The 22,953-nt window shown below is 73.0% G+C and carries 25 protein-coding genes; 14 read left to right on the top strand and 11 right to left on the bottom strand.

Going from position 1 to position 22,953, the window contains the following annotated elements; translation table 11 throughout:
- Positions 1–25 precede the first annotated feature (25 nt).
- On the bottom strand, positions 26–823 hold the full coding sequence (locus ADK52_RS30005) for a tyrosine-protein phosphatase (protein ID WP_053692986.1): 798 nt from the start codon (positions 821–823) through the stop codon (positions 26–28).
- Positions 824–903: 80 nt separating this feature from the next.
- Entirely contained in the window at positions 904–1,506 is a 603-nt protein-coding gene (locus ADK52_RS30000; RefSeq protein ID WP_107090208.1) for a rhomboid-like protein, read from the bottom strand.
- A gap of 179 nt (positions 1,507–1,685) precedes the next feature.
- On the opposite strand from ADK52_RS30000, the gene ADK52_RS29995 reads away from it, so the two are divergent.
- Positions 1,686–2,348 (top strand): hypothetical protein, encoded by a 663-nt coding sequence (locus ADK52_RS29995; RefSeq protein ID WP_053692985.1) that lies wholly within the window; start codon positions 1,686–1,688, stop codon positions 2,346–2,348.
- A gap of 89 nt (positions 2,349–2,437) precedes the next feature.
- Positions 2,438–3,916, top strand: coding sequence for a PepSY-associated TM helix domain-containing protein (locus ADK52_RS29990; protein ID WP_053692984.1), 1,479 nt, complete (start codon positions 2,438–2,440; stop codon positions 3,914–3,916).
- A gap of 57 nt (positions 3,917–3,973) precedes the next feature.
- Here ADK52_RS29990 and ADK52_RS29985 read toward each other — a convergent pair whose 3' ends face one another.
- Both ADK52_RS29985 and glnII read right to left on the bottom strand, forming a co-directional pair.
- On the bottom strand, positions 3,974–4,603 hold the full coding sequence (locus ADK52_RS29985) for a winged helix-turn-helix domain-containing protein (RefSeq protein ID WP_053692983.1): 630 nt from the start codon (positions 4,601–4,603) through the stop codon (positions 3,974–3,976).
- A 451-nt stretch (positions 4,604–5,054) separates the two neighbouring features.
- Positions 5,055–6,074 carry a glutamine synthetase gene (glnII, locus tag ADK52_RS29980; protein WP_053692982.1) on the bottom strand — a complete coding sequence of 340 codons (1,020 nt, stop codon included), beginning with the start codon at positions 6,072–6,074 and terminating at the stop codon, positions 5,055–5,057.
- Between the two features lie 256 nt (positions 6,075–6,330).
- On the opposite strand from glnII, the gene ADK52_RS29975 reads away from it, so the two are divergent.
- Positions 6,331–7,272: a Gfo/Idh/MocA family protein gene (locus ADK52_RS29975; RefSeq protein WP_234344313.1), complete on the top strand. Its 942-nt coding sequence runs from the start codon at positions 6,331–6,333 to the stop codon at positions 7,270–7,272.
- Between the two features lie 32 nt (positions 7,273–7,304).
- Here ADK52_RS29975 and ADK52_RS29970 read toward each other — a convergent pair whose 3' ends face one another.
- Together ADK52_RS29970 and ADK52_RS29965 are read right to left on the bottom strand one after the other, a co-directional pair.
- Positions 7,305–7,889 carry a hypothetical protein gene (locus tag ADK52_RS29970; protein ID WP_234344309.1) on the bottom strand — a complete coding sequence of 195 codons (585 nt, stop codon included), beginning with the start codon at positions 7,887–7,889 and terminating at the stop codon, positions 7,305–7,307.
- A gap of 103 nt (positions 7,890–7,992) precedes the next feature.
- A complete protein-coding gene (locus ADK52_RS29965) occupies positions 7,993–8,364 on the bottom strand; it encodes an ArsC/Spx/MgsR family protein (RefSeq protein ID WP_053692980.1) in 372 nt (123 codons plus the stop codon).
- Positions 8,365–8,471: 107 nt separating this feature from the next.
- On the opposite strand from ADK52_RS29965, the gene ADK52_RS29960 reads away from it, so the two are divergent.
- On the top strand, positions 8,472–8,729 hold the full coding sequence (locus tag ADK52_RS29960; RefSeq protein ID WP_030156195.1) for a hypothetical protein: 258 nt from the start codon (positions 8,472–8,474) through the stop codon (positions 8,727–8,729).
- An 80-nt stretch (positions 8,730–8,809) separates the two neighbouring features.
- On the opposite strand, the gene ADK52_RS40650 is transcribed toward ADK52_RS29960, so the two are convergent.
- Positions 8,810–10,051, bottom strand: coding sequence for a PP2C family protein-serine/threonine phosphatase (locus ADK52_RS40650; protein ID WP_053692979.1), 1,242 nt, complete (start codon positions 10,049–10,051; stop codon positions 8,810–8,812).
- Positions 10,052–10,197: 146 nt separating this feature from the next.
- On the opposite strand from ADK52_RS40650, the gene ADK52_RS29950 reads away from it, so the two are divergent.
- From ADK52_RS29950 to ADK52_RS29940, 3 genes are all read left to right on the top strand, one after another.
- A complete protein-coding gene (locus ADK52_RS29950) occupies positions 10,198–10,920 on the top strand; it encodes a VIT1/CCC1 transporter family protein (protein ID WP_053692978.1) in 723 nt (240 codons plus the stop codon).
- Positions 10,921–10,986: 66 nt separating this feature from the next.
- Entirely contained in the window at positions 10,987–11,880 is an 894-nt protein-coding gene (locus tag ADK52_RS29945; protein ID WP_053692977.1) for a TIGR01777 family oxidoreductase, read from the top strand.
- Positions 11,881–12,068: 188 nt separating this feature from the next.
- Positions 12,069–13,325: an NAD(P)/FAD-dependent oxidoreductase gene (locus ADK52_RS29940; protein ID WP_053692976.1), complete on the top strand. Its 1,257-nt coding sequence runs from the start codon at positions 12,069–12,071 to the stop codon at positions 13,323–13,325.
- A gap of 78 nt (positions 13,326–13,403) precedes the next feature.
- Here ADK52_RS29940 and ADK52_RS29935 read toward each other — a convergent pair whose 3' ends face one another.
- A complete protein-coding gene (locus tag ADK52_RS29935; RefSeq protein WP_053692975.1) occupies positions 13,404–14,867 on the bottom strand; it encodes a hypothetical protein in 1,464 nt (487 codons plus the stop codon).
- A 173-nt stretch (positions 14,868–15,040) separates the two neighbouring features.
- On the opposite strand from ADK52_RS29935, the gene ADK52_RS29930 reads away from it, so the two are divergent.
- The 5 genes from ADK52_RS29930 to ADK52_RS29910 all read left to right on the top strand — a co-directional run bounded on the left by ADK52_RS29930 (position 15,041) and on the right by ADK52_RS29910 (position 18,592).
- Positions 15,041–15,376 (top strand): hypothetical protein, encoded by a 336-nt coding sequence (locus tag ADK52_RS29930; protein WP_053692974.1) that lies wholly within the window; start codon positions 15,041–15,043, stop codon positions 15,374–15,376.
- Positions 15,377–15,452: 76 nt separating this feature from the next.
- On the top strand, positions 15,453–16,250 hold the full coding sequence (gene lipB / locus ADK52_RS29925; protein ID WP_053692973.1) for a lipoyl(octanoyl) transferase LipB: 798 nt from the start codon (positions 15,453–15,455) through the stop codon (positions 16,248–16,250).
- A gap of 110 nt (positions 16,251–16,360) precedes the next feature.
- On the top strand, positions 16,361–17,314 hold the full coding sequence (gene lipA / locus ADK52_RS29920) for a lipoyl synthase (protein WP_053692972.1): 954 nt from the start codon (positions 16,361–16,363) through the stop codon (positions 17,312–17,314).
- 371 nt (positions 17,315–17,685) lie between these two features.
- On the top strand, positions 17,686–17,883 hold the full coding sequence (locus tag ADK52_RS29915; protein WP_030863404.1) for a hypothetical protein: 198 nt from the start codon (positions 17,686–17,688) through the stop codon (positions 17,881–17,883).
- Positions 17,884–17,893: 10 nt separating this feature from the next.
- On the top strand, positions 17,894–18,592 hold the full coding sequence (locus ADK52_RS29910; protein WP_053692971.1) for a DUF4191 domain-containing protein: 699 nt from the start codon (positions 17,894–17,896) through the stop codon (positions 18,590–18,592).
- A 94-nt stretch (positions 18,593–18,686) separates the two neighbouring features.
- On the opposite strand, the gene ADK52_RS29905 is transcribed toward ADK52_RS29910, so the two are convergent.
- On the bottom strand, positions 18,687–19,154 hold the full coding sequence (locus ADK52_RS29905) for an RDD family protein (RefSeq protein ID WP_053692970.1): 468 nt from the start codon (positions 19,152–19,154) through the stop codon (positions 18,687–18,689).
- 184 nt (positions 19,155–19,338) lie between these two features.
- Here ADK52_RS29905 and glnA point away from each other — a divergent pair, with 184 nt between their 5' ends.
- A complete protein-coding gene (gene glnA / locus ADK52_RS29900; RefSeq protein WP_030156177.1) occupies positions 19,339–20,748 on the top strand; it encodes a type I glutamate--ammonia ligase in 1,410 nt (469 codons plus the stop codon).
- Positions 20,749–20,857: 109 nt separating this feature from the next.
- Here the strand turns inward: glnA and ADK52_RS29895 are convergent, their stop codons facing one another.
- The gene (locus ADK52_RS29895) at positions 20,858–21,541 is read right to left on the bottom strand and encodes a TetR/AcrR family transcriptional regulator (protein ID WP_078988702.1); all 684 of its coding nucleotides are present in this window, start codon (positions 21,539–21,541) and stop codon (positions 20,858–20,860) included.
- A gap of 86 nt (positions 21,542–21,627) precedes the next feature.
- Here ADK52_RS29895 and ADK52_RS29890 point away from each other — a divergent pair, with 86 nt between their 5' ends.
- Positions 21,628–22,398, top strand: coding sequence for an SDR family NAD(P)-dependent oxidoreductase (locus ADK52_RS29890; protein WP_053692969.1), 771 nt, complete (start codon positions 21,628–21,630; stop codon positions 22,396–22,398).
- Positions 22,399–22,402: 4 nt separating this feature from the next.
- On the opposite strand, the gene ADK52_RS29885 is transcribed toward ADK52_RS29890, so the two are convergent.
- Entirely contained in the window at positions 22,403–22,921 is a 519-nt protein-coding gene (locus ADK52_RS29885; protein ID WP_030156172.1) for a DUF4240 domain-containing protein, read from the bottom strand.
- Positions 22,922–22,953 lie beyond the last annotated feature (32 nt).

The raw sequence follows: 22,953 nt of genomic DNA, 5'->3' as shown, positions 1-22,953 counted from the left end.
GTCACGCGGTCACGCCGTCGGGCGGTCACTGCGTCAGGCGGGCGCGGAGCGCCTCGACCGCCTCGTCGGGGACGCCGAGGCCCTCGCGCACGTACTTCTCCATCGAGCCGTAGCGCGTGCGCACCTCTTCGAGCGCCGCCTCCAGGTACTCGGGGAACACCCCGATGAGGCCCAGCGCGATGTCCGGGTTGCCGCCGGCGACGGTGAAGCCCTCGATCATCGGCGCGAACGCCTGCTTGACCGCCGGATTGACGGAGAGGTACTCGTCCATCAGGGTCTCGTCGTCCGCGCCGAGCAGCGACAGGACGATGGTCGCGCCCCAGCCCGTACGGTCCTTGCCGGCGGTGCAGTGGAACAGCAGCGGGCCGGCCTGCGGGTCCGCCAGCTCGGTGAGCAGGGTCCGGTACGCGGCCTGCGCGGAAGCGGTGGAGACGAAGGACCGGTAGGTGTCGGCGAACAGCGCCTGCACCTTGCCGCCGCCCAGGTGCTCCTCCGCCATCGCCGGGTCGGACAGCAGGTCCTTGAGCTGCGTGGCGGCCGGGATCTTCCCGGAGCTCAGCTTGTCGGCCAGCACGTCGCCGACCAGGAGGCGGACGCCCTGCGGTATCCGGTCCGGGTGGGCCGCGCGCTCGGCGTCGGTGCGGAAGTCGATGACCGTGCGCAGGCCCAGCGCGGCCACGACCGGGTCGGCGTCCACGTCGAGGCGGTCGAGCTGGCCGGAGCGCAGGACCAGGCCGGGGCGGACGGTGCGGCCGCCGAAGAGGAGGGTGCCGCCGAGGTCGCGGAGGTTGGCGACTGTGGTGGAGGGGGTGGTCGTGGTCATCGTGGCGGCTCCAGCGGTGTGGGTGCGGCGTGGGTGGTGCGGGTAGTGCGGGCGTTTCACGTGGTGCGGGCGGTGTGCATTCACCCGATTTTCTGATGTTTCGTCCCGGATAGGCAATCGAGGGCGAGCGAGAGCCCGACCCCGATCCCCAGCGCCGCCAGATGCCCGGCGTCCGTGAAGGTCCGCTCCCGCTTGAGCACCGGCTGTACGGCGAGCGCCAGCAGTCCCACCCGGGCGGCCGTACGGACCGGGCCGCGCGGCAGCGCGGAGGTCAGCGCGCCGAGCACGGCGTTGAAGCCGTAGCTGGCGCCCACGTCCAGGGCCCGCCGGGTCGGGGCGTCGGCCGTCCCGCGCAGGGCGCCGAACACGAGGAGCGTCGCCGTGGCGTGCCCGAAGAGGAACACCCCGACCGTCCACCAGGCCCCGTACGCGTACTCGGCGTACCCGAGGACCGCGACGAGCAGCAGCGCGTACGGCAGCGGCATGGGTTCCTCGACGACGAAGGCGCTGCTCAGCAGGGTCTCCCAGCGACCGGCGGCGAGATTGTCGACATTCGTCGAGCAGCCCCGCAGCACCCGGTCCCGCTCCGCCGTACCCAGTCGTTCCAGGGCGTACGCGCCGAGCTGGACCCCGCCCGCATACACCACACCGAGGGCCGGTGGCGGCCAGGGCAGTGAATTCATCCGATCATGATCGGACACGCCCCTCGGGCTGGCGGAACCGGGGCCCGTGCGAGCATGTTTCAGCCATGTCAGGAACTCCCGCGCCGCTGCGCGCCACACGGGCCGCGATGTTCGCGGCGGTGTGCACCGCATTGGGTGCTGTGGGGCATTCGTACATGTCCGGTGAAGATATTCCCCTGATGGGCCTTCTGGGTGCTTTCGGGGTGACGGGCGGACTCGCGTGGCTCGCCGCCGGGCGCCGCCGCGGGCCCGTCGGGATCAGCGCGGCGCTGCTCGCCGTGCAGGGGGTACTGCACCTGCTCTTCTCGGGCGGCCAGGCCGGGCACGGCGGACACGCCGGGAAGGGCGTCCCGCTCGCCACGCCCATGCCGGGGCGCCACCACATGACGGGCATGACGGGCGTGACGATGCCGGACGCGGCCGGAACCGCCGGCACGGGCGCCGTGCATGCCATGGACGGCATGGCGGACCTGCACGGGATGGCCGACATGGCCGGGATGGCCGACATGGCGGGGCACGGCGGCCTCGGCATGATCGCCGCGCACGTGCTCGCCGGTCTGTTCTGCGCCGCCTGGCTGGCCAGGGGCGAGGCCGCCGTGTTCCGCCTGGCCCCGGTCCTCGGCGCCGCCGCGCTGCTGGCGGCCCGGCCGCTCGCCCGCGCGTTCGCGCTGCTCCGGGCCGGGGTGGCCCCCGTACCGGCGCCGCCCGCGCCGCGGCCCTCGTACGAACCCCCGCGCGGGCTGCGCGGAGCGGTGCCCGCCCACGCCCTGGTGCGCCGCGGTCCGCCCGGGTGGCGGAACACCCGCGCCACGGCCCCCGGCCGTCCCGCCCGCGCCGTCTGACCGACCGGCGCACCTCCGCATTGGCGAGGGGCGGGACCTGGGGCCCGATCACCCATGTCTTCGCCAACGCGCCAATACCTAGGACCCACATGTCCCTTGACGAGGTTCAGGACGTCCGCACCCCGGACGCCGCCGCAAACACCGCCACACCTGACGCACCCGCCACATCCGACGTGGCCGCCGCGTCCTCGAAGCCCGGAGCCTGGGCCGCCCTGCGGCCGCTGCTCCTGCGCATGCACTTCTACGCCGGGATCCTGATAGCCCCGCTGCTCTTCCTCGCGGCCGCCACCGGTCTGCTGTACGCGGGCTCCTGGCAGGCCGAGAAGATCATCTACGCCGATGAGCTGAACGTCGCCAAGGTCGGCGAGAGCACCGTGCCGCTCAGCGCCCAGCTCACGGCCGCCCGGGCCACCGTGCCGGAGGGGAAGGTCGTGGGCGTGTGGCCCGCGCCCGACCCCGAGGCGACCACCCGCGTGATCATGGAGGTTCCGGGGCTGGAGGAGGGCCAGACCCGTACCGTGTTCGTCGATCCGTACACGGCCCACGTCAACGGACAGCTGACCACCGAAGGCGACGCGCTGCCGCTGCGCGCCTGGCTCAGCGAGTTCCACTCCAGCCTCCAGCTGGGCGAGTTCGGCCGGAACTACAGCGAGCTCGCCGCGAGCTGGCTGTGGGTCGTCGCACTCGGCGGACTCGCCCTGTGGATCGGCCGCCGCCGCTCCCGCAAGGCCCTGCTCGTCCTGCCCGACCGCGCCGCCACCGGCCGCCGCAAGACCCTGTCCTGGCACGGGGCCGTCGGCCTCTGGGCCGTCGTCGGACTCGTCGGGCTCTCCGCCACCGGCCTGACCTGGTCGAAGTACGCGGGCGAGAACATCGGTCAGCTCCAGGACGGACTCGGCGGCGCCACCCCCTCGGTGTCCGCGGCCCTCGCCCCCGGTTCGGCCTCGGGCTCCGACGCGCACGCCGGCCACACCGGGCACGCCATGCCCGACGGAATGGAGATGCCCGCGACCCCGGCCACCGCCGACATCGGCGTCGACAAGGCCGTGGCCGCCGCCCGCGCCGCCGGGGTCACCCACGAGCTCCGCGTCACCCTGCCCGCCAAGGGCAACGGCTACGTGATCAAGGAGCAGGACAAGCAGCTGCCGGTGCACCTCGACTCGGTCGCCGTCGACCCCGCCGACGGCCGGATCATCGACGAACTGCGCTTCGCCGACTACCCCGTCCTCGCGCAGCTGACGCGCTTCGGCATCGACCTGCACATGGGGAAGACCTTCGGCCTCGCCAACCAGATCGCGCTCGGCGCGCTCGCGGTCGCGGTGATGTTCCTGGTCTTCTGGGGCTACCGGATGTGGTGGCTGCGCCGTCCCACCAAGGACCGCGCCCTGTCGGCCGGCCGCGCCCAGCCGCGCGGTGCCTGGCGCAAGGTGCCGCTGACGATGCTGCTCCCGTTCGCCGCCGTGACCGCGGTGGTCGGGTGGTTCGTACCGCTGCTGGGCATCAGCCTGGTCGCGTTCCTGGCGGTCGACGTGCTGCTGGGGGCGGTCGCGGCGCGCCGCGCGGCTTAGTCCGGAAGCCGGTGGGCCCGTACTCCTGCACGGAGTACGGGCCCACCGTCCGTCTGCTCAGGGCGCGTACTTGTAGCCCACGCGGCGCACGGTCTGGATCGCGCCGCGGTGCGCCGCGCCCAGCTTGCGGCGCAGGCGGGCGACGTGGACGTCCACGGTCCGGCCGTCGCCGACGTGACCGTAGCCCCAGACCGTGGTCACCAGCTGGTCCCGGCTGTGCACCCGGTGCGGGTGCGCCACCAGGTGGGCCAGCAGCTCGAACTCCAGGTACGTGAGGTCCAGTACCCGGCCGTCGACCTCGGCGGTGCGCTGGGCGGCGTCGATCCGGACGAGCCCGTCCCCGGCGGCGGTCGCGGTCTCCGGGGCGGGAGCGGCGGCGGGGGCCGGGGGCCGGGGAACGGACTGCGGGGCGAAGGCGATCGGCGGCTGCAGGTCGTCCGACCCGGCCGGTACGAGGACCAGGTATCCGACCATCGGCGGCTGGCCCGGCAGCGTCGGCACGGCGTGCTGCGGCGCGGGCAGCCAGGTGGCGCCGGGCGGCAGGAGGTCGACCACGCGGGCGACCTCGTTCCGGTCCACGGCGCGCAGCCGGTGGCGGGGACTGGGCGGATAGGCGGGGGGCACGGTCGCAGCGGTCGCGGCAGAGGCGGCGGAGGCGGCAGAGGTCAGGGAACGGGTGTGGGACATGAGTGGTCAGCTCTTTCACGCGAAGTGGTCGGCAGGAGAGGTACGTACGTCCTCGCGCACCGCGCAGACCGAAGGCCTCGGGGGAGCTCTCTTGGCGGATCCCGAAAGGCTTTAGAGGGCCGGCGCGTTCTCCGTGCGGCAACAAACCCGGTCGAAGTCGTGATCCTGACGGGAGGGCCAGAACGGCTCGAGGTCGCTGCGACCGTTCGAGGTGTGTGAGTGGCTGGCCATGAGCGTCATTGAAGCAGATGTGGGGGGCACAGGGCAGATCCCGTCTCACCTAGTGGAGCGGAATCTCAAATTCCGCGATGGGTCCTCCAGCGGACCTCCGGTAACCGGGACCGCGGACGGGCAACGCCCGACGCGCGCGGCCCAACGCCCAACGCCCGCCGGGCCACGGGGGCTCGACGGGCGTCGTGTCGCAGAAGCGGGGCGGGGCGGGCCGGGTTCCCTAGACCAGGCCCTCCTTCTTCAGGCTCGTGCAGCAGGTGTCCACGATGAGGCGGGTCACCACGTACGGGTCCACGTTCGCGTTCGGGCGGCGGTCCTCGATGTAGCCCTTGCCGTCCTTCTCCACCTGCCACGGGATGCGGACCGAGGCGCCGCGGTCCGAGACGCCGTAGCTGAACTCGTTCCACGGGGCGGTCTCGTGCAGGCCCGTCAGGCGCTCGTCGATGCCGGCGCCGTAGTTCTTGACGTGGTCCAGCGGCTTCGAGCCCTCGCCCAGCGCCTCGCACGCCGTGATGATGGCGCGGTAGTCCTCGCGCATCGCCTTCGTGGAGAAGTTGGTGTGCGCGCCCGCGCCGTTCCAGTCGCCCTTCACCGGCTTCGGGTTCAGCGTCGCCGAGACGTTGAAGTCCTCGGCGGTGCGGTACAGCAGCCAGCGCGCGATCCACAGCTGGTCCGAGACCTCCAGCGGGCCGACCGGGCCGACCTGGAACTCCCACTGGCCGGGCATGACCTCGGCGTTGATGCCGGAGATGCTCAGGCCCGCCGCGAGGCAGTGGTCCAGGTGCTTCTCGACGATCTCGCGGCCGAAGATCTCGTCCGAGCCGACACCGCAGTAGTAGCCGCCCTGCGCGGCCGGGAAGCCGCCCACCGGGAAGCCGAGCGGCCGGATGCCGTCGAAGAAGGTGTACTCCTGCTCGATGCCGAAGATCGGCTCCTGGTCGCCGAACTGCTCGGCGACCGGACGCAGCAGCGCGCGGGTGTTCGACGCGTGCGGGGTCATGTCGATGTTCATGACCTCGCACAGCACGAGGACGTTGTCGCCGCCGCGGATCGGGTCCGGGCAGGAGAACACCGGCTGGAGCACGCGGTCGGAGGCGTGGCCCTCGGCCTGGTTGGTGCTCGATCCGTCGAAGCCCCAGATCGACAGCGCCTCGCCGTCGGCCAGGATCTTCGTCTTGGAGCGCAGCTTCGCCGTCGGCTCGGTGCCGTCGATCCAGATGTACTCAGCCTTGTAGCTCACGGGCCCCATCCTTCGGTGCGTCGCTCCGGCGCAGACTCTGCGGGTGCTGCGTTGGTCGTGCTGTGTGCGGTGCGGTGCGCTGTGCTTGTCGTACTGCGGTGCGTTGCGGTGTTGACCGCAGCGTGCCCGGTCGCGATTTCTCTTCCGTTGCCCGTGTGTGAACCCCGTGTTACCGAGGTTTACGCCGCAGGTCGGGTGGGTTGTGCGGGTTGGTGGCAGCACACCCGTCCGAGTGGGGCAGACTGAGCAGGTGAGCATTTCGTACGATTTGACCTCGGCCGATGATCCCATCGACGCGCCCCGCCCGCCGGCCCGCCCCCGGGTCGGCCTGCTGGGCACCGGCCCCTGGGCCCACCGCACCCATGCCCCCGCCCTCGCCGCGCACGCCGGCTCCGAGTTCGCCGGCGTGTGGGGCCGCCGCCCCGAAGCCGCCGCCGAGCTGGCCGACGAGTACGGCGTGAAGGTGTACGAAGACCCCGACGCGCTCTTCGCCGACTGTGACGTCGTGGCCTTCGCCCTGCCGCCGGACGTCCAGGCCCCGCTGGCGGTGCGCGCCGCCGCCGCGGGCTGCCAACTGCTGCTCGACAAGCCCGTCGCCACGACCGTCGAGGACGCCCGCGCCGTGGCCGACGCCGTCGCCCGGCACGGCGTCGCCTCCGTCGTCTTCCTCACCCTCCGCTTCGCCGAGCCGGCCGCCGGCTGGGTCGCCGAGCAGGCCGGCCGCTCGGGGTGGTTCACGGCGAGCGCCCACTGGCTCGGCGCCGTGTTCCCGCCCGACGGCACGCCCAGCGCGTACGCCGCCTCGCCCTGGCGCAAGGCCAAGGGCGGGCTGTGGGACGTCGGCCCGCACGCCCTGTCCGTCCTGATCCCGGTCCTCGGCGACGTCACGTCCGTCACCGCCACCCGCGGACCCTCCGACGTGGTCCAGCTCGCCCTGCGCCACGCCTCGGGCGCCGCGAGCACGGCCGTGCTCAGCCTGGGCGCGCCGACGGCGGCGGCCGGGGTGGGGCTGGAGCTGCGCGGAGCCGAGGGCGTCTTCTCGCTGCCCAACTGGACCGACGTGCCGGGCGCGTACGGGCGCGCCCTGGACGCGCTGCTCACCGCCGCCCGCACCGGCGTGCCGGACCCGCGCGACGCACGGTTCGCGGCCCGCCTGACGGAAATCCTGTCGGAGGCCGAGTCCCAGCTCCCGGACTGAGGGGCCGGGGCCCCGGCGGGCCGCCCGCCGGGCTACTTGATGACCGCGTTGGCCACGATGATGGCGAGGCCGATGGTCGCGTCCGCCATGCCGATGAGCAGGGCCGAGCCGAGCCGGTAGCCGACGCGGAGGGCCACGAAGGAGCCCCACGCGAACAGCAGCGCGGTGTTCAGGCCGAGTCCGACGGCGGTCACCGTGTGGGAGTCCAAGTGGGCGATCCCGGCGATGACCAGCAGCAGGACGGTGGGAAGAGTGGCCACGATCATCGGCCACTCGTTCCACAGCGCCCGCGAGAGCACCCGCCACCGGTGGGCGGCGGAGCCGGCCTGATGGCTGGTCATGTGGTGCGAGTAGCCGTGCGCGAGCGCGGCCGCGCCGGCGGTGACCAGTACCCAGGTGGCGTCGTAGAACGGGGTGTACTCGCCGCCCGCCTGATCGAGCGCGGCCAGCAGGCCGGACGCGAGCACGGTCCCGTAGACCCCGCCGAACATCCAGTCGGCACCCCGGCGCGGCGGGGGCAGGTGGGGCCGGGGGCGCTGCTGCTGGTGCCGTGCGTCCGGCCGCTTCGGCTGGTCCGGCTGGTCCGGCTGGTCCGGCCGGGTCTGCTCGTCGGTCATCGCTGTCCTTTGGCGCGGTCCTTCTGGTGCGGTACATCCCCTTTGCTTCGTTTCACACCCTATGGGGTGGGGAGGTGAGGCCGAGATGAGGAGCGGGCGCGCCTCAGCCGCGCCGGGACAGGGCCTCGCGGACCGCTTCCTCCGAGCGGGCGACCACCGCCGTGCCGTCCTCCGCCGTGATGATCGGACGCTGGATGAGCTTCGGGTGCGCCGCCAGGTGGGCGATCCAGAGCCCCCGGGCCGCGTCCGTCTCCTCGCGCGGCAGGTCCCGTACGCCGGTCTCCTTCGCGAGCGGGTCCGAGGTGCGCGTGATGTCCCACGGCTCCAGGCCGAGCCGGCCCAGGACCTCGCGGATCTCGGCCTCGGACGGCACGTCCTCCAGGTAGCGGCGCACCGTGTACTCGGCCCCCTCCGCGTCCAGCAGGGTCAGCGCGCCACGGCACTTCGAACAGGCGGGATTGATCCAGATCTCCATGGCCCCCACCCTAGCCAGGGCCTGTCTGGCCAGGGGCTTTTGTCAGTGCTCCCCGGTAAAATCGAGGGAGAACGACAGGAAGCCAACTACCGTTTGGGAGGCTGTAGATGGCCACTGCCACGACCATTGAGCCCGTCAAGAAGAAGCCGCTGCCGGCGGGCCTGCCCCGCGAGTGGTACGAGAGCCACAACCGCCGTCTGAAGGCGATGCGGCTGGCGATATCCCTGCTCGACTCGGGGACGTACGACGCCCGCCGCGCCACCAACCGGAAGATCCGCACGATGGCGGTCCGCACGGGCATCCACCGCCCGTCGAACGTCACGTGCAAGCTGGTCCGCGCCTTCATCGTCAGCAACGGAGCCTGAGCCCCGCCCCCGCCCCCGACCGGCGTCCGGCGACATCCGCCGGAGGGCGGTCGGGGGCACGGCGCCCCCGCACCCGCGGATCACGCCTCCGGAAGGGACAGGACCAGGAGGGCCACGTCGTCGCGGGGGCCGCCGTCGGTGAACTCCACCAGGTCCTGCCACACGGCCTCGACCAGCCCCGCCGGGTCCCGTTCCAGGGCCGGGACCCGGACCGCCAGGGGGTAGAACTCGCCCGCCGCGTCCCGGGCCTCCGTCACCCCGTCCGTGTGCGCCAGCAGCCGGTCCCCCGGCAGCAGCGGTACGTCGGCCACCACCGCCAGGTCCGGGCCGGCGAGCCCGAGCCCCAGCGGGGGGCCCGGTTCCACCGCCACCTCCGACACCGTGGAAGCCCGGAGCAGCAGCGCCGGCGGATGCCCGCACGAGAGGATCCGTACGAGGTCCAGCCCGGGCGGGAACTCCAGCAGCAGCGCCGTCGCGAACAGCTCCGGCCGGCCCCCGGATCCGTCTGCCGATCCGGCCGGGGCCGCCGATCCGGGCGGGTCGGTCGATCCGGGCGGGTCGGTCGATCCGGGCGGGCGGGTCGATCCGGGCGGGCGGGTCGGTCCGGCGGATCGGGTTGATCCGGGCGGGTCGGCCGAGCCGGGCGCGGCCGACCCGCCCGGGCCCGCGGTGTCCGCCAGCAGCCTGCGGTCCAGCCGGGCCGCCACCCCCACGAGCTCCGGATCGTCCAGCACCGCCTCCCGGAAGGCGCCGAGCAGCGCGGCCACCGTGCCGACCGCCGCCAGGCCGTGCCCCTGCACGTCCCCGACCAGCGCCCGCACCCCGTACGGCCCGACCCGTACGTCGTACAGGTCGCCGCCGACCAGGGTGCCGCGCTGGGCGGCCCGGTACAGCCCGGCGCAGCGCACCGGACCGACCCGGTCCGGTACCGGCGGCAACACCGCCAGCTGGGCCGCCTCCGCGACGGTCCGTACGCTGACCAGCTGCGCGTCGCGGCGCCGCCGGACCCAGGCGATGACCACGCTCAGCAGCGCGACCACGGCCACCGTGGCCAGATCGGCGCCCTGGGCGTGCCCGACCCCGAGGGACGACACGCCGAGCAGCAGCAGCACGATCCCGGCGAAGACCGCCGTGCCGGCCGCCCCGTACGCGAAGGCCGCGACCGGGGGCAGACCGGCCAGGAAGTAGCCCAGCTCGATGTCGCCCGGGGTGGCGGCCTGCGCCAGCACCAGCACCACCAGGGCCACGGGGGGCGCGAGCCGCGCCCAGCGCGGTGGCGGCTTCCCGTGCAGCCAGCCAGGCTCCTCCCGTCGGCGTCTCACCCCTCCACCCTGGTACGCGGGAGGGGGGCGCGCACGCCGGACCGGTCCGCCGGGTGGCCGTGCGGGGTCCGGACGCCGACAGTGGTCCCGTGACGGATGCGGATGCGGGCGGCGCGGGAGCGGGCGGGACGGGCGGAACGGGCGGCATGGGCGGCGCGGGGGCCGGCGGAACGGGGGGCGGCGGGGCGGAGCAGAGCGCGGTGATCGGCTCGCGGCTGAACTGGCTGCGGGCGGGGGTGCTCGGCGCGAACGACGGGATCATCTCCACCGCCGGCCTGGTGGTGGGCGTGGCCGGGGCCACCACCTCACGTGCGTCGATCCTGGCGGCGGGGGTGGCCGGACTGCTGGCGGGCTCGCTGTCTATGGCGGCGGGGGAGTACGTCTCGGTGAGCTCCCAGCGGGATTCGGAACGGGCCGCGCTGGAGACGGAGCGGCGGGAGCTGGCGGAGGAGCCGGAGGCGGAGCTGGCGGAACTGACCGGGCTGCTGGAGGCCAGGGGGCTGAGCCGCGCCCTCGCGCGGGAGGCGGCGGTGCAGCTGACGGAGCGGGACGCGCTGAAGGCGCACGCGCGGGTGGAGCTCGGGATCAACCCCGACGAGCTGGTGAACCCCTGGCACGCGGCGTTCGCGAGCCTGATCGCGTTCACGGTGGGGGCGCTGCTGCCGCTGCTGGCGATCACGCTGCCGGGGCCGTCGGAGCGGGTGCCGGTGACGGCGACGGCGGTACTGGCGGCGCTGACGCTGTGCGGGGTGATCAGCGCCCGACTGGGCGGAGCCCCGGCCGCCCGGGCGATCCTGCGCAACGTCACCGGCGGCGCCCTGGCGATGGGCGTCACCTACGCGGCCGGTACCTGGCTGGGCGCGTCCTGAGCGTCCTGGCCAGGAGCCCGGGCGGCGGTGCCCGGTCCGCCGCGCGGCGGACGGCATGATGGGGGCATGCGCATCGCCATCACCGGTTCCAGCGGGCTCATCGGCCAGGCCCTCGTACGGTCCCTGCGGGCGGACGGGCACGAGGTGGTGCGGTTCGTACGGCGTACGCCCGCCGCCGCCGACGAGGCCGAGTGGGACCCGCGGCGCGGATACGTCGACCCCGCCGGGCTCGCGGGCTGCGGGGCCGTCGTCCACCTCGCCGGGGCCGGGGTCGGCGACCACCGGTGGACCGCCGCGTACAAGAAGGAGATCCGGGACAGCCGGGTCGCGGGGACCGCGGCCATGGCCCGGGCGATCGCCGCACTCGACGCGCCGCCCGCCGTCTTCGTTTGCGGCACCGCCGTCGGCTACTACGGCGACACCGGCGACCGCGCCGTCGACGAGCACGCCCCCGCCGGGCGGGGCTTCCTGCCCGAGGTCTGCATCGACTGGGAGGCGGCCGCCGCCCCCGCCCGGCTGGCCGGCGTACGGACGGTCTTCGCCCGGACCGGACTGGTCGTCGCCGCCGAGGGCGGGGCCTGGGGCAAGCTGTTCCCGATCTTCAAGGCGGGGATCGGCGGCCGGCTCGGCAACGGCCGCCAGTACTGGTCGTTCATCTCCCTGCACGACGAGATCGCCGCCCTGAGGCACGCCATCGACACCCCCGGACTCTCCGGCCCCCTCAACCTCACCGCCCCCGAGCCGCTGACCAACCGCGAGGTCACCGCCGCGATGGGCCGCGTCCTGCACCGGCCGACGCTGTTCGCCGTACCGGCCCCCGCCCTGCGCGTCGTACTCGGCGAGTTCGCCGGGGACGTGCTCGGCAGTCAGCGGGTGCGCCCCACCCGGCTGTTGGAGTCCGGCTTCACCTTCCGGCACCCGGGGATCGACGAGTCGATCCGGGCCGCGCTCGCCCGCTAGGCCGTGTCGTCAGGGGCGCCCGGACCGTCCCACGGCACGCCACCGCCCCCGTGCGACCGTTTGTGACCCGGATGCGACCGGTGTGCGACCGGAGTTGGCCGTAATACCCCACCGAACTCGGGTTCCCCTGGAGCCCGTTGGGGGAAGGAGGATTCCCACACAGCCGCGCCGACCTCGGGGAGGGGCACGTGCTCACCAACTCGCACCGCACCGCACAGCACGCGGACGTCATCATCGTAGGAGCCGGAGTCTCAGGACTCGCGGCGGCGCACCACCTGATCGCCGCAGGGGTCACGGTCACCGTCCTGGAGGCCGCGGGCGATCCCGGCGGCCGGATGGCCACCGAGCACGTCGACGGATTCCGGCTGGACCGGATCGGACAGTTGCTCAACACCTCGTACACGGAGCTCGACCGGACCCCCGGCCTTGCCGACCTGGTTCTGAAGCCCTTCGCGCCGGGGGTGCTCGTCCACACCGACGGCCGGCAGTCGAGGGCCGGGGCGCTGACCCCGGCCCGCGCGCTGGCCAGCGGATCCTTCGACCAGGCGCGGCTCAGCGCCTACCTCGGCCGGCTCGCCGCCCTGCCGGTGGAACGCGTACTGGCCCGCCCCGAGCGCAGCGCGCACGCCGCGCTGCGCTCCCGGGCCCTCGGCGCGACCCTGCGCCCCCTGCTCACCGCGCTGCTGCGCGATCCGGAGCTCACCACCTCCAGCCGCGTCGCCGACCTGGCCCTGCGCACCTTCGCCCGCGGCCGGCTCGCCGTGCCCGAGGGCGGGGCCTCGGCCCTGCCCGAACTCCTCGCCGCCACCCTGCCGCCCGGCACGGTGCGCACCGGGGTCCGGGTCCGGTCGGTGGCGACCAAACGGGTCACCACCGAGGAACACGGCGACTTCAGCTGCCGCTCCGCCGTCCTGGCCACCGGCGCGCGGGCCGCCGCCGAACTGCTGCCGGGGCTGCGGGTGCCCGCGTTCCACGAGGTCACCGTCATCCACCACGCCACCGCCGCCCCGCTGCCGTGGGACGGCTCGCTGCTGCTCGACGGCGATCCCCGGTGGCCCGTCGCCCACACCGCCGTGATGAGCGCGGTCGACCCGACGCGGGCCCCGGCCGGCCGGAGCCTGGTCACCACCACCGTGCTCGGCCCGCCGCCGCCCGCCCGTACGGTCGCCTCGCGGCTGGCCCGGCTGTACGAGACCGGCACCCGGGAATGGGAGCTGCTGGCCGTCCACCACGCCCCCGAGGCCGTCCCCGCGATGCCGCCGCCCTACGACCTGCGCAGGCCGGTCCGGGTCCTGGCCGGGCTGTACGTGTGCGGCGACCACCGCGACTCCAACACCGTCCAGGGGGCGCTGCACTCGGCCCGCCGCGCCGCCACCGCCGTCCTGCGCGACTTCGGCATCCGGCTCCCGGCGAGCGCGGAGCCCGCCGTCGCGGCGGTCGCCTGAACACCGCCCCAGGCAATGCGCACGGGTCCAGGGCCCGGTTCCCCCGCGGAACCGGGCCCGCCCCGTCCCCCGAGCGGCTCAGGACAGCGCCGCCACCCGGTCCCGGTACGTCCGCACCGCCGAGGCGTCCCGGTACGGCTCCAGCCGGCGCTCGAAGTCCCGTACGTACTCCACCGCGCGCACCGACCGCATCTCCATCGCCTGCTGCGCCGCCTCCGCGCCCAGCGCGCACGCCTGGTCCAGCTCGCCCAGCCCCAGCCGCGCCGTCGCCAGCACCACCCGGCAGAACAGCCGCGAGCGCGCGAACCCGGGCGCCCGCAACTGGAGCGAGCGCTCCGCGTGCTGCGCCGAGGCCCGGTACTGCTGGAGGTCCCGGTGGCAGTGCCCGAACTCGTCCGCCAGCTGCCCCTCGTCGAACAGCCGCGCCCAGTGCGGTACGTCGTCCCCCGGCCGGGCCGCGCCCAGCGCCCGCTCGGCCCGCACCAGCGATGCCGTCGCGGCCCGGACCTCGCCCAGCACCGCGTGCCCGCGCGCCTCCGCCGAGTGCAGGAGCGCCTGCACCACCGGCGGCGGACCCGAGCCGACGCCCTGCTGCGCGACGCGGGCCAGCTGCACCGCCTCCCGGCCGTGGCCGAGGTAGACCGCCTGCCGGCTCATGGTCACCAGCACGTACGAGCCGTACGGCCGGTCCCCGGCGGCCTGCGCCAGCCGCAGGGCCTGCACGAAGTAGCGCTGGGCGAGCCCGTGCGCGGCGATGTCGTAGGAGGTCCAGCCCGCGAGCCGGGTCAGGTCGGCCGCGGCCGAGAAGAGCCGCCGCCCGGTGGTCTCCCCGTACGTGCCGCGCAGCATCGGCTCGGCCTCGTGCTCCAGGTAGCGCACCAGGGCCTGCCGGGCGTGCCCGCCGCCGTACGTGTGGTCCAGGGTCCGGAACAGCTCGCTGACCGAGCGCAGCGCCGCGATGTCCCCGCCGGTCACCCGCTGGCCGGGCCCCCGGTCGATCTGCCGCTGCCGGGGCACCGAGCCGCGCCCCTGGACCGGGACGCGGACGGCGGCCGCGGTGGCGGAAGCGGCCGCCGCCGGATCCGCGCCGCGGCCCACGCGCTCGTCGGCGCGCCCGATGAGCCAGTCCCGGCTGGGGACGACCAGCCCGGCGGGGGTGAACGCGATCTTCCGCAGCTCGGCGTGGGAGCCGGAGTCCTTGCGCCACAGCCCGCTGGCGATGTCGACGGCCTCCTCCGGGGTGGCCGCGAACTCCAGACCGGCGTAGACGGGCGCGCAGGCGTCCAGACCCAGGTCCTGTGCGGAGAGCCGCCGGCCCAGGCGCCGGGTGAACACCTCGGCGATCAGCGCCGGGGTGGTCCCGCGCGGCTGCTGCCCGCGCAGCCACCGGGTCACGGAGGTCTTGTCGTACCGCAGGTCGAGACCGTGCTCCAGGCCGAGCTGGTCGACGCGCCGGGCCAGACCGGCGTTGGAGAACCCGGCTTCCGCGATCAGCGCCGCGAGCTGCCGGTTGGGGACGCGCTGGGCAGGTCGTTCCGTCATCGGCTCCACGGTTTCCTGACGTGACGGACCGGAGTCCCGGCCCTGTGAACGGCGTGAATGTAGCGGCGAACTCCGCTCATGCCGCCCCCTCTGTCCCACATTCATCCGATCGTGTGCAGAACCGGTAGGGCCCTTTACGGATTGACCCCCTCCGCCCGCGTACGCTGCGCGACATGACCCGCAGGACCAGGCCCCCCGCGGCGGAGCCCTCCGCCGACGCCACCGCACGACTGCCCGCACCGCTGCCCGCGCCCGAGCTGACCGAGGCCGAGTGCCGGCGGTGCGGCACGTACATCGCGGGGCTGGACGGACGGTACGCGTGCGGCGTGTGCGGCTGGGTCAACGACCACTCGGAGGGCCACCGGCGGCTGCCGACGGCCGACGAGGACCCGGACCGGCCGGCGGCCCGGGGCCGGTCCCGGCGGCCGAGGCCGCTGCCGCCGGGCCCGCAGGAGGGCCCGCAGGAGGGCCCACCCGGCCCCGCCGGCCCCGCGCGGACGGGCCACTGAGGGGGCGGATTCCGGCCGCCGTACCCTTGGCTGGTGCGATACGTGCACACGGCAGGTTCAACGAGGAGGCGCTGCGGTGGCTGAGCTTGGGTTTGTCCATCTGGGCTTCGGACCCGATCACGTCGAGTACACCCGGGCCTGGGAGGAGCAGCGGCGGGTCCACGCCGCGCGCTTCGCGGACGAGATCGGCGACACGTGCCTCCTGCTGGAGCACCAGCCCGTGTACACCGCGGGCCGGCGCACGGCCGACAGCGAGCGCCCGCTCGACGGCACCCCCGTCGTGGACGTGGACCGCGGCGGCAAGATCACCTGGCACGGCCCGGGCCAGCTCGTCGGCTACCCGATCATGAAGCTGCCCCGCCCGGTCGACGTCGTCGCGCACGTGCGCCGGCTGGAGGAGGCGCTGATCCGCACCGCCGCCGAGTTCGGTCTGGAGACCACCCGGGTCGAGGGCCGCTCCGGGGTCTGGGTCCTGGGCGACCCGATCGAGGACCGCCCGAAGATAGGCGGGCTCTCCCTCGACTTCGACCCGCGGCTGACGGACGAGGAGTTCGACCCGCGTCTGAACGGCCCCGAGTACGCCCCCTCCAACGCCGGCCAGCGCCGCGAGGACCGCAAGCTGGCCGCGATCGGCATCCGCGTCGCCAAGGGCGTCACCATGCACGGCTTCGCGATCAACGTGAACCCGGACAACACCTGGTTCGACCGGATCGTGCCCTGCGGGATCCGCGACGCCGGTGTGACCTCGCTCTCGTACGAACTGGGCCGCGAGATCACCATCGCCGACGTGCTGCCGGTCGTCGAACGCCACCTGAAGGACGTATTGGAGCAGGCGGAGCTGCGGCCCAGGGAGACCGAGCCCGCCGCGGGCTGACGACCGGGGGAATGCGGCCGGTCACCGCCAGGTTGGCCGACGTAAGAGCGTACGAAATTACGGGCGTACCCTGGTGGGCGCCGAAGAATCGAAGTCACAGGGAGCCGGTCGTGTCCGCAGTCGCACCCGACGGACGCAAGATGCTGCGCCTCGAGGTCCGTAACGCCCAGACGCCCATCGAGCGCAAGCCCGAGTGGATCAAGACCCGGGCGAAGATGGGTCCCGAGTACACGAAGATGCAGGCCCTGGTGAAGGGCGAAGGACTGCACACCGTGTGCCAGGAGGCCGGTTGCCCCAACATCTACGAATGCTGGGAGGACCGCGAGGCCACCTTCCTCATCGGCGGCGACCAGTGCACCCGGCGCTGTGACTTCTGCCAGATCGACACGGGCAAGCCCGAGGCCCTGGACCGGGACGAGCCGCGCCGCGTCGGCGAGTCGGTCGTCACGATGGACCTGAACTACGCCACCATCACCGGCGTCGCGCGCGACGACCTGGCCGACGGCGGTGCCTGGCTGTACGCGGAGACCGTGCGCCAGATCCACCAGCAGACGGCGGGCCGCGAGAGCGGCCACACCAAGGTCGAGCTGCTGGCCCCCGACTTCAACGCGGTCCCGGAGCTGCTGGAGGAGGTCTTCGCCTCCCGCCCCGAGGTCTTCGCGCACAACGTGGAGACGGTGCCGCGGATCTTCAAGCGGATCCGCCCCGGCTTCCGCTACGAGCGCTCGCTCGACGTGATCCGGCAGGCCCGCGCCTACGGCCTGGTCACCAAGTCGAACCTGATCCTGGGCATGGGCGAGGAGCGCGAGGAGGTCTCGCAGGCCCTGAAGGAGCTGCACGAGGCCGGCTGCGAGCTCATCACCATCACCCAGTACCTGCGCCCCTCGCCGCGGCACCACCCCGTCGAGCGCTGGGTGAAGCCGGCCGAGTTCGTGGAGCTGGCGAAGGAGGCCGAGGAGATCGGCTTCTCCGGTGTGATGTCGGGCCCGCTGGTCCGTTCCTCGTACCGGGCCGGGCGCCTCTACCAGCAGGCGATGGAGAAGCGCAGCCGAGCCGGAGCGTAGGTTGCGGGTTCGCCCGAGGCACGAGGGCGGACACGCGGCCGGAGCGGTGGCGAGGCGGAGCTCGACCGAGGACACAGAGAAGCGCGCGACGGTGTGACGCGCGCTACCGCACGGACTGTGTGAACTCACGCACAAAGTCTTACCAACGGGTAACACCGCATCGACGCGGCCCCTAGGCTCTCTGTAACGAGAGTCCGGCGGGCCGCGTAAATGTTTCATCACCGTTTGACCGACCGGTCATGCCCTGGTAACACCAGTCAGTGACGATGGCTCCACGCACCGCGCACGCCGGCGCACACCGCTGCCGCACCCCGCCGTGCGCCCCAGAACGTCCCCGAGTACCGCCCAGCACCGTGAAAGGGATCGACATCATGCAGGCCGCGCCCGTACGCGCCATTGCCATTCCGTCGTTCACCGACGCCTTCCGGGGCTTCGAGTCGCTGCTCATGAGCGGCGCCCGCCGCAACGCATGGAGCGCCGTCCTCGAGGACCGCCGCAGAGCCAAGGACCGGGTCGAAACCGAGCACGTACTCGAGGCCGCGGCGACCCGGACCCCGCAGGCCACGTAAACTTCGCTCTATGGCGAGGAAGTCAAACGCAGAGACTGCTGCGAACCCCGGGCGACTGAAGCAGATCGCCCTGACGTACAAGATGACGCGCAAGGCCGACCCGAAGGTCGGTCTGATCGTCGCGGGCGTGGGAATCGTCACCTTCGGTGTCTTTCTCGCGATCGGCTTCCTGATCGACCACCCGGTCTACCTGGGCATCCTGGGCTTCCTGGTGGCGTTCCTCGCGATGGCGATCGTCTTCGGACGACGGGCCGAGCGGGCTGCCTTCGGGCAGATGGAGGGACAGCCGGGCGCGGCCGCGGCCGTACTGGACAACGTGGGACGGGGCTGGACGACCACCCCGGCCGTCGCGATGAACCGGAGCCAGGACATCGTCCACCGGGCCGTCGGCAAGGCCGGCGTCGTGCTGATCGCCGAGGGCAACGCGAACCGGCTGAAGCCGATGCTCGCCGCCGAGAAGAAGAAGCTGGCCCGGATCATGCCGGACGTCCCCGTGCACGACTTCATCGTGGGCACCGGCGAGGGCGAGGTCCCGCTGAAGAAGCTCCGTACGACGCTGCTCAAGCTGCCGCGCGTACTGGCCGGTCCGCAGATCACGCAGGTCAACGACAAGCTGCGGGCCATGGGCGACCTCATGAGCAACATGCCGCTGCCGAAGGGCCCGATGCCCAAGGGCATGCGGATGCCGCGCGGCGGAAAGATGCGCTGACCAGCTTTTCGTATACACCGCACAGCAGCACGCAGGGGCGCCCCCGAGCCGAACGGCTTCGGGGGCGCCCCTGCGTGCTGCTGTGCGGTGTGCCCTAGATGCGGACCTGGACGGCGCGCGCGAGGCGGTCGTGCAGGCCGCGCCCGTCCCGGTCCCAGACCAGCGCCGGGATGACCAGGGCGAGCAGCACCGTGCGCAGCAGGACCCGGCCGAATCCGAGGCGGCCACCGCCCTCCGCGACGACGCGCAGGCCCACGAGCCGCTTCCCGGGGGTGAATCCCACGGTGCCGACGGTGAGGATGCTCAGCACCACGAAGAGGGCCAGCGTCCAGTTGCTCGTGGCGCTCGCGCTGCCGTGCGTGATCAGCCCGTACGCGATCACCTCGCAGCCGATCCAGTCGACGGCGAGAGCGCCGAGGCGGCGGCCGAAGCGCGCCACCGAGCCGGGCCCCTCCTGGGGCAGGCCGAGCCGCTGGCCCCGGTAGCCGAAGTCGACGCCCATGTCCTCGGCGGCCGCGCGGGGGCCGGAGAGCCAGGATCCGATTGCCTGTCTGTTGTCCACCCGACCACGGTACCGGTGGTGTCCGACAGCGTTCCGACGGGACCCTGGTTAACTTGAGCGAAACAAATGGGTCATGCTTGAGAAATCCCGCCTGCTTATGGTCGGGTCAGCGTGCGGCACCGCACTGACGCACCACGAGCTATAAAGCCCGCCCTCCCCCGGGGCCGGGAGTAGGAGGAGTTGGATGTTCCAGAACGCCGACGAAGTGAAGCAGTACATCGAGGAGAACGACGTCAAGTTCGTCGACGTCCGCTTCTGCGACCTGCCTGGTGTGATGCAGCACTTCACCATCCCGGCGCGAGCGTTCGACCCGGCGGAGGAGCTCGCCTTCGACGGCTCCTCGATCCGCGGCTTCCAGGCGATCCACGAGTCGGACATGGCGCTGCGCGCCGACATCTCGACCGCGCGCCTGGACCCGTTCCGCAAGGACAAGACGCTCAACATCAACTTCTTCATCCACGACCCGATCACGGGTGAGGCCTACAGCCGCGACCCGCGCAACATCGCGAAGAAGGCCGAGGCGTACCTCGCCTCCACCGGCATCGCCGACACCGCGTACTTCGGCCCCGAGGCCGAGTTCTACGTGTTCGACAGCGTGCGCTTCGCGACCTCCGCGAACGAGGGCTTCTACCACATCGACTCCGAGGCCGGCGCCTGGAACACCGGCTCCGAGGAGAACAACCGCGGCTACAAGGTCCGCTACAAGGGTGGTTACTTCCCCGTAGCCCCGGTCGACCACTTCGCCGACCTGCGCGCCGAGATCTCCCTGGAGCTCGACGCCCAGGGCCTCCAGGTCGAGCGCCAGCACCACGAGGTCGGCACCGGCGGCCAGGCCGAGATCAACTACAAGTTCAACACGCTGCTGGCCGCAGCCGACGACCTGATGCTCTTCAAGTACGTCGTGAAGAACGTCGCCTGGCGCAACGGCAAGACCGCGACCTTCATGCCGAAGCCGATCTTCGGTGACAACGGCTCGGGCATGCACGTGCACCAGTCCCTGTGGGCCGGCGGCGAGCCGCTGTTCTACGACGAGGCCGGTTACGCGGGCCTGTCGGACACCGCCCGCTACTACATCGGCGGCATCCTCAAGCACGCCCCGTCGCTGCTCGCCTTCACCAACCCGACGGTGAACTCGTACCACCGCCTGGTCCCGGGCTTCGAGGCGCCGGTCAACATGGTGTACTCGCAGCGCAACCGCTCCGCCGCGATGCGCATCCCGATCACGGGCTCGAACCCGAAGGCCAAGCGCGTCGAGTTCCGCGCCCCGGACCCGTCCTCGAACCCGTACCTGGCGTTCGCGGCCCTCCTGCTGGCCGGCCTCGACGGCGTCAAGAACAAGATCGAGCCGATGGAGCCGATCGACAAGGACCTCTACGAGCTCTCGCCCGACGAGCACGCGAGCGTCCCGCAGGTCCCGACCAGCCTGGAGGACGTCCTCAAGGCCCTGGAGGCCGACCACGAGTACCTCCTGGCCGGCGGCGTCTTCACCCCGGACCTGATCGAGACCTGGATCGACTACAAGCGCACGCACGAGATCGCCCCGATCGCACTGCGCCCGCACCCGCACGAGTTCGAGATGTACTTCGACATCTAAGAAGCAGCGCGCGCAGCGGCCCCGCCCCTCTCCCCGGAGAGCGGCGGGGCCGCTGCGTTGTCGCCCCCGCCGTGCTCTGCCGCCCCTCGGGCGCTGTCGACGCGGCGGGTCAGGGGGAAGGCGGGGCGGGTGCCTTGGGCTTGCGGAGGAGGGGCATCGCGGACGTCAGATCGCGCAGGCAGCGGACCGCGAGTTCGGGTGGGGAGCCGGGGCCGGCGACCGGGGCGTCCGTCGTCGACCAGAGTTCGAGGGCGATGCGGATGGCGTCCGTCGCGGCCGCCGCGAGGAGGCGGACGCCCAGGGGGTCGGCGTCCTCGCCGGCCAGCCGGGCGATCACCGGGACCAGGCGTTCCTCGGAGTCCTGGTTCACGCGGTACCAGACCGCGCGCAGGGCCTCGTCGGTGGCGGCCGCGCGGAGCAGGCCGCGGGTCACCTCCAGGCCCTCCTCGACGGCCTGGGAGTCGCTCAGCGAGCGGGTCACCGCGCGTTCCAGGGACTCCGCGAGGGGGGTGGCGGGGTCTTCCTCGGCGAGCAGGGCGCGCCAGGCGTCACCGCCTCCCGCGAGCAGCGGGGCCACGGCCTCCTGCTTGTTGCGGAAGTAGCGGTAGAACGTGCGCAGGGCCACGCCGGCGCGGTGCGCGATGTCCTCGGCGGTGGTGCCGTCGGGGCCGTGTTCGGCGAACAGTTCGCAGGCCGCGCGGGCGATGTCGAGCTGGGTGGCGGCCTTGCGGCGCTCGGTCAGCGACTGGGCTCCGGGGCCGGCCAGGGGAGAGTACGGACGAGGGGATCTCACGCGTGAAGCCTACCTTCCCCGTCCCGTTCTGAATGCATGTTCTGACAGGCTGGCAAAACGTGTCATGCCGCGAGTACGCTCGCGCCATGAACCGTTACGAAGGACGTCGCGTCCTCATCACCGGCGGCGGCTCCGGCATCGGCCGGGCCACCGTCCACCGCATCCTCGCCGAGGGCGGCCGGGTCCACACCGTGGACGTCAACGAGGAGGGGCTGGGGGGCACCGCGGCGCAGGCCGCCGCCGACGGGCACGCGGACCGCCTCACCACCGCCGTCCTCGACATATCCGACGAGGCGGCCGTGCGCAGCGGTGTCGCCGCCGCCGTGGACCTCCTCGGCGGGCTCGACGTGCTCGTCAACGCCGCCGGCATCCTGCGCTCCGCGCACACCCACCAGACCACGCTCGACTTCTGGAACAAGGTCATAGCGGTCAACCTCACCGGCACCTTCCTGGTGATCCGCGAATCCCTCCCGGCGCTGCTGGCGGGCGACCAGCCGGTCGTCGTGAACTTCAGCTCCACCTCGGCGTCCTTCGCCCACCCCTACATGTCCGCGTACGCGGCCAGCAAGGGCGGCATCCAGTCCATGACCCACGCCCTGGCCGCCGAGTACAGCAAGCAGGGCCTGCGCTTCGTCGCCGTCGCGCCCGGCTCCATCGAGAGCGGCATGACCACGGGCAACGGCCCGGGCCTGCCCGAGGACACCGACTGGAGCCTGTTCGCCAAGCTGGCCCCGGCCCTCGGCCAGGGCTTCGCCGGCCCGCAGACGGTCGCCGGAGTCGTCGCCATGCTGGGCTCCGAGGACGGCGCCTTCATCACCGGCACCGAGATCCGCATCGACGGCGGGACCCACTACTAGACGGTCAGCTTCTGAAGCGGTCCCACAGCCGGGGGAAGCGCTCCGCGAGCACGGCTTCGTTCTCGAAGTCCAGCGGGGTGCCCTCCGGCTCCGCCGCCTGCAACGGAATGCCCAGATCCGGCGCCACCGCCCCCGTCAGCTGCTCGTACGCCTCGTCGGCCGCGTACCCCAGCTCCTCGCCGTCCCCGTCGATCTCCTCGTCGAACTCGTCCAGGAGCTCCGCGAGCGCGTCGGGATCGTGCACCCCGCCCTCGAACACCTCCCGGCCCTGGCCGATCAGCCAGCACCGGAAGTAGTCGAACGCGTCGTCGCTCGCCCCGTCGAGCAGCACCCACGCCGCGCCCCACAAGTCCCACGTGTACGCCCGGTTGTACCGGGACTCGAAGTGCCGGGCGAAGTCCAGGACGGAGTCCGGATCGAGCTGCGCCAGCCGCTCCACGAGCAGCTCGGCGTGTTCCTCGGGGTCGCCCTCGGCGGCCTCGCGGGTACGGTCGACGATCTCCCAGAACTCCGTCTCGTCCATCACCGCTCCAGCATCACGGGTGCGCCCCCTCG

Origin of the sequence: Streptomyces sp. WM6372 (genome assembly GCF_001279655.1) — a bacterium.
Taxonomy (GTDB): Bacteria; Actinomycetota; Actinomycetes; order Streptomycetales; family Streptomycetaceae; genus Streptomyces.
Note: the sequence above shows the minus strand (reverse complement) of the source record. Positions and strands in the feature narration are given on the sequence as shown.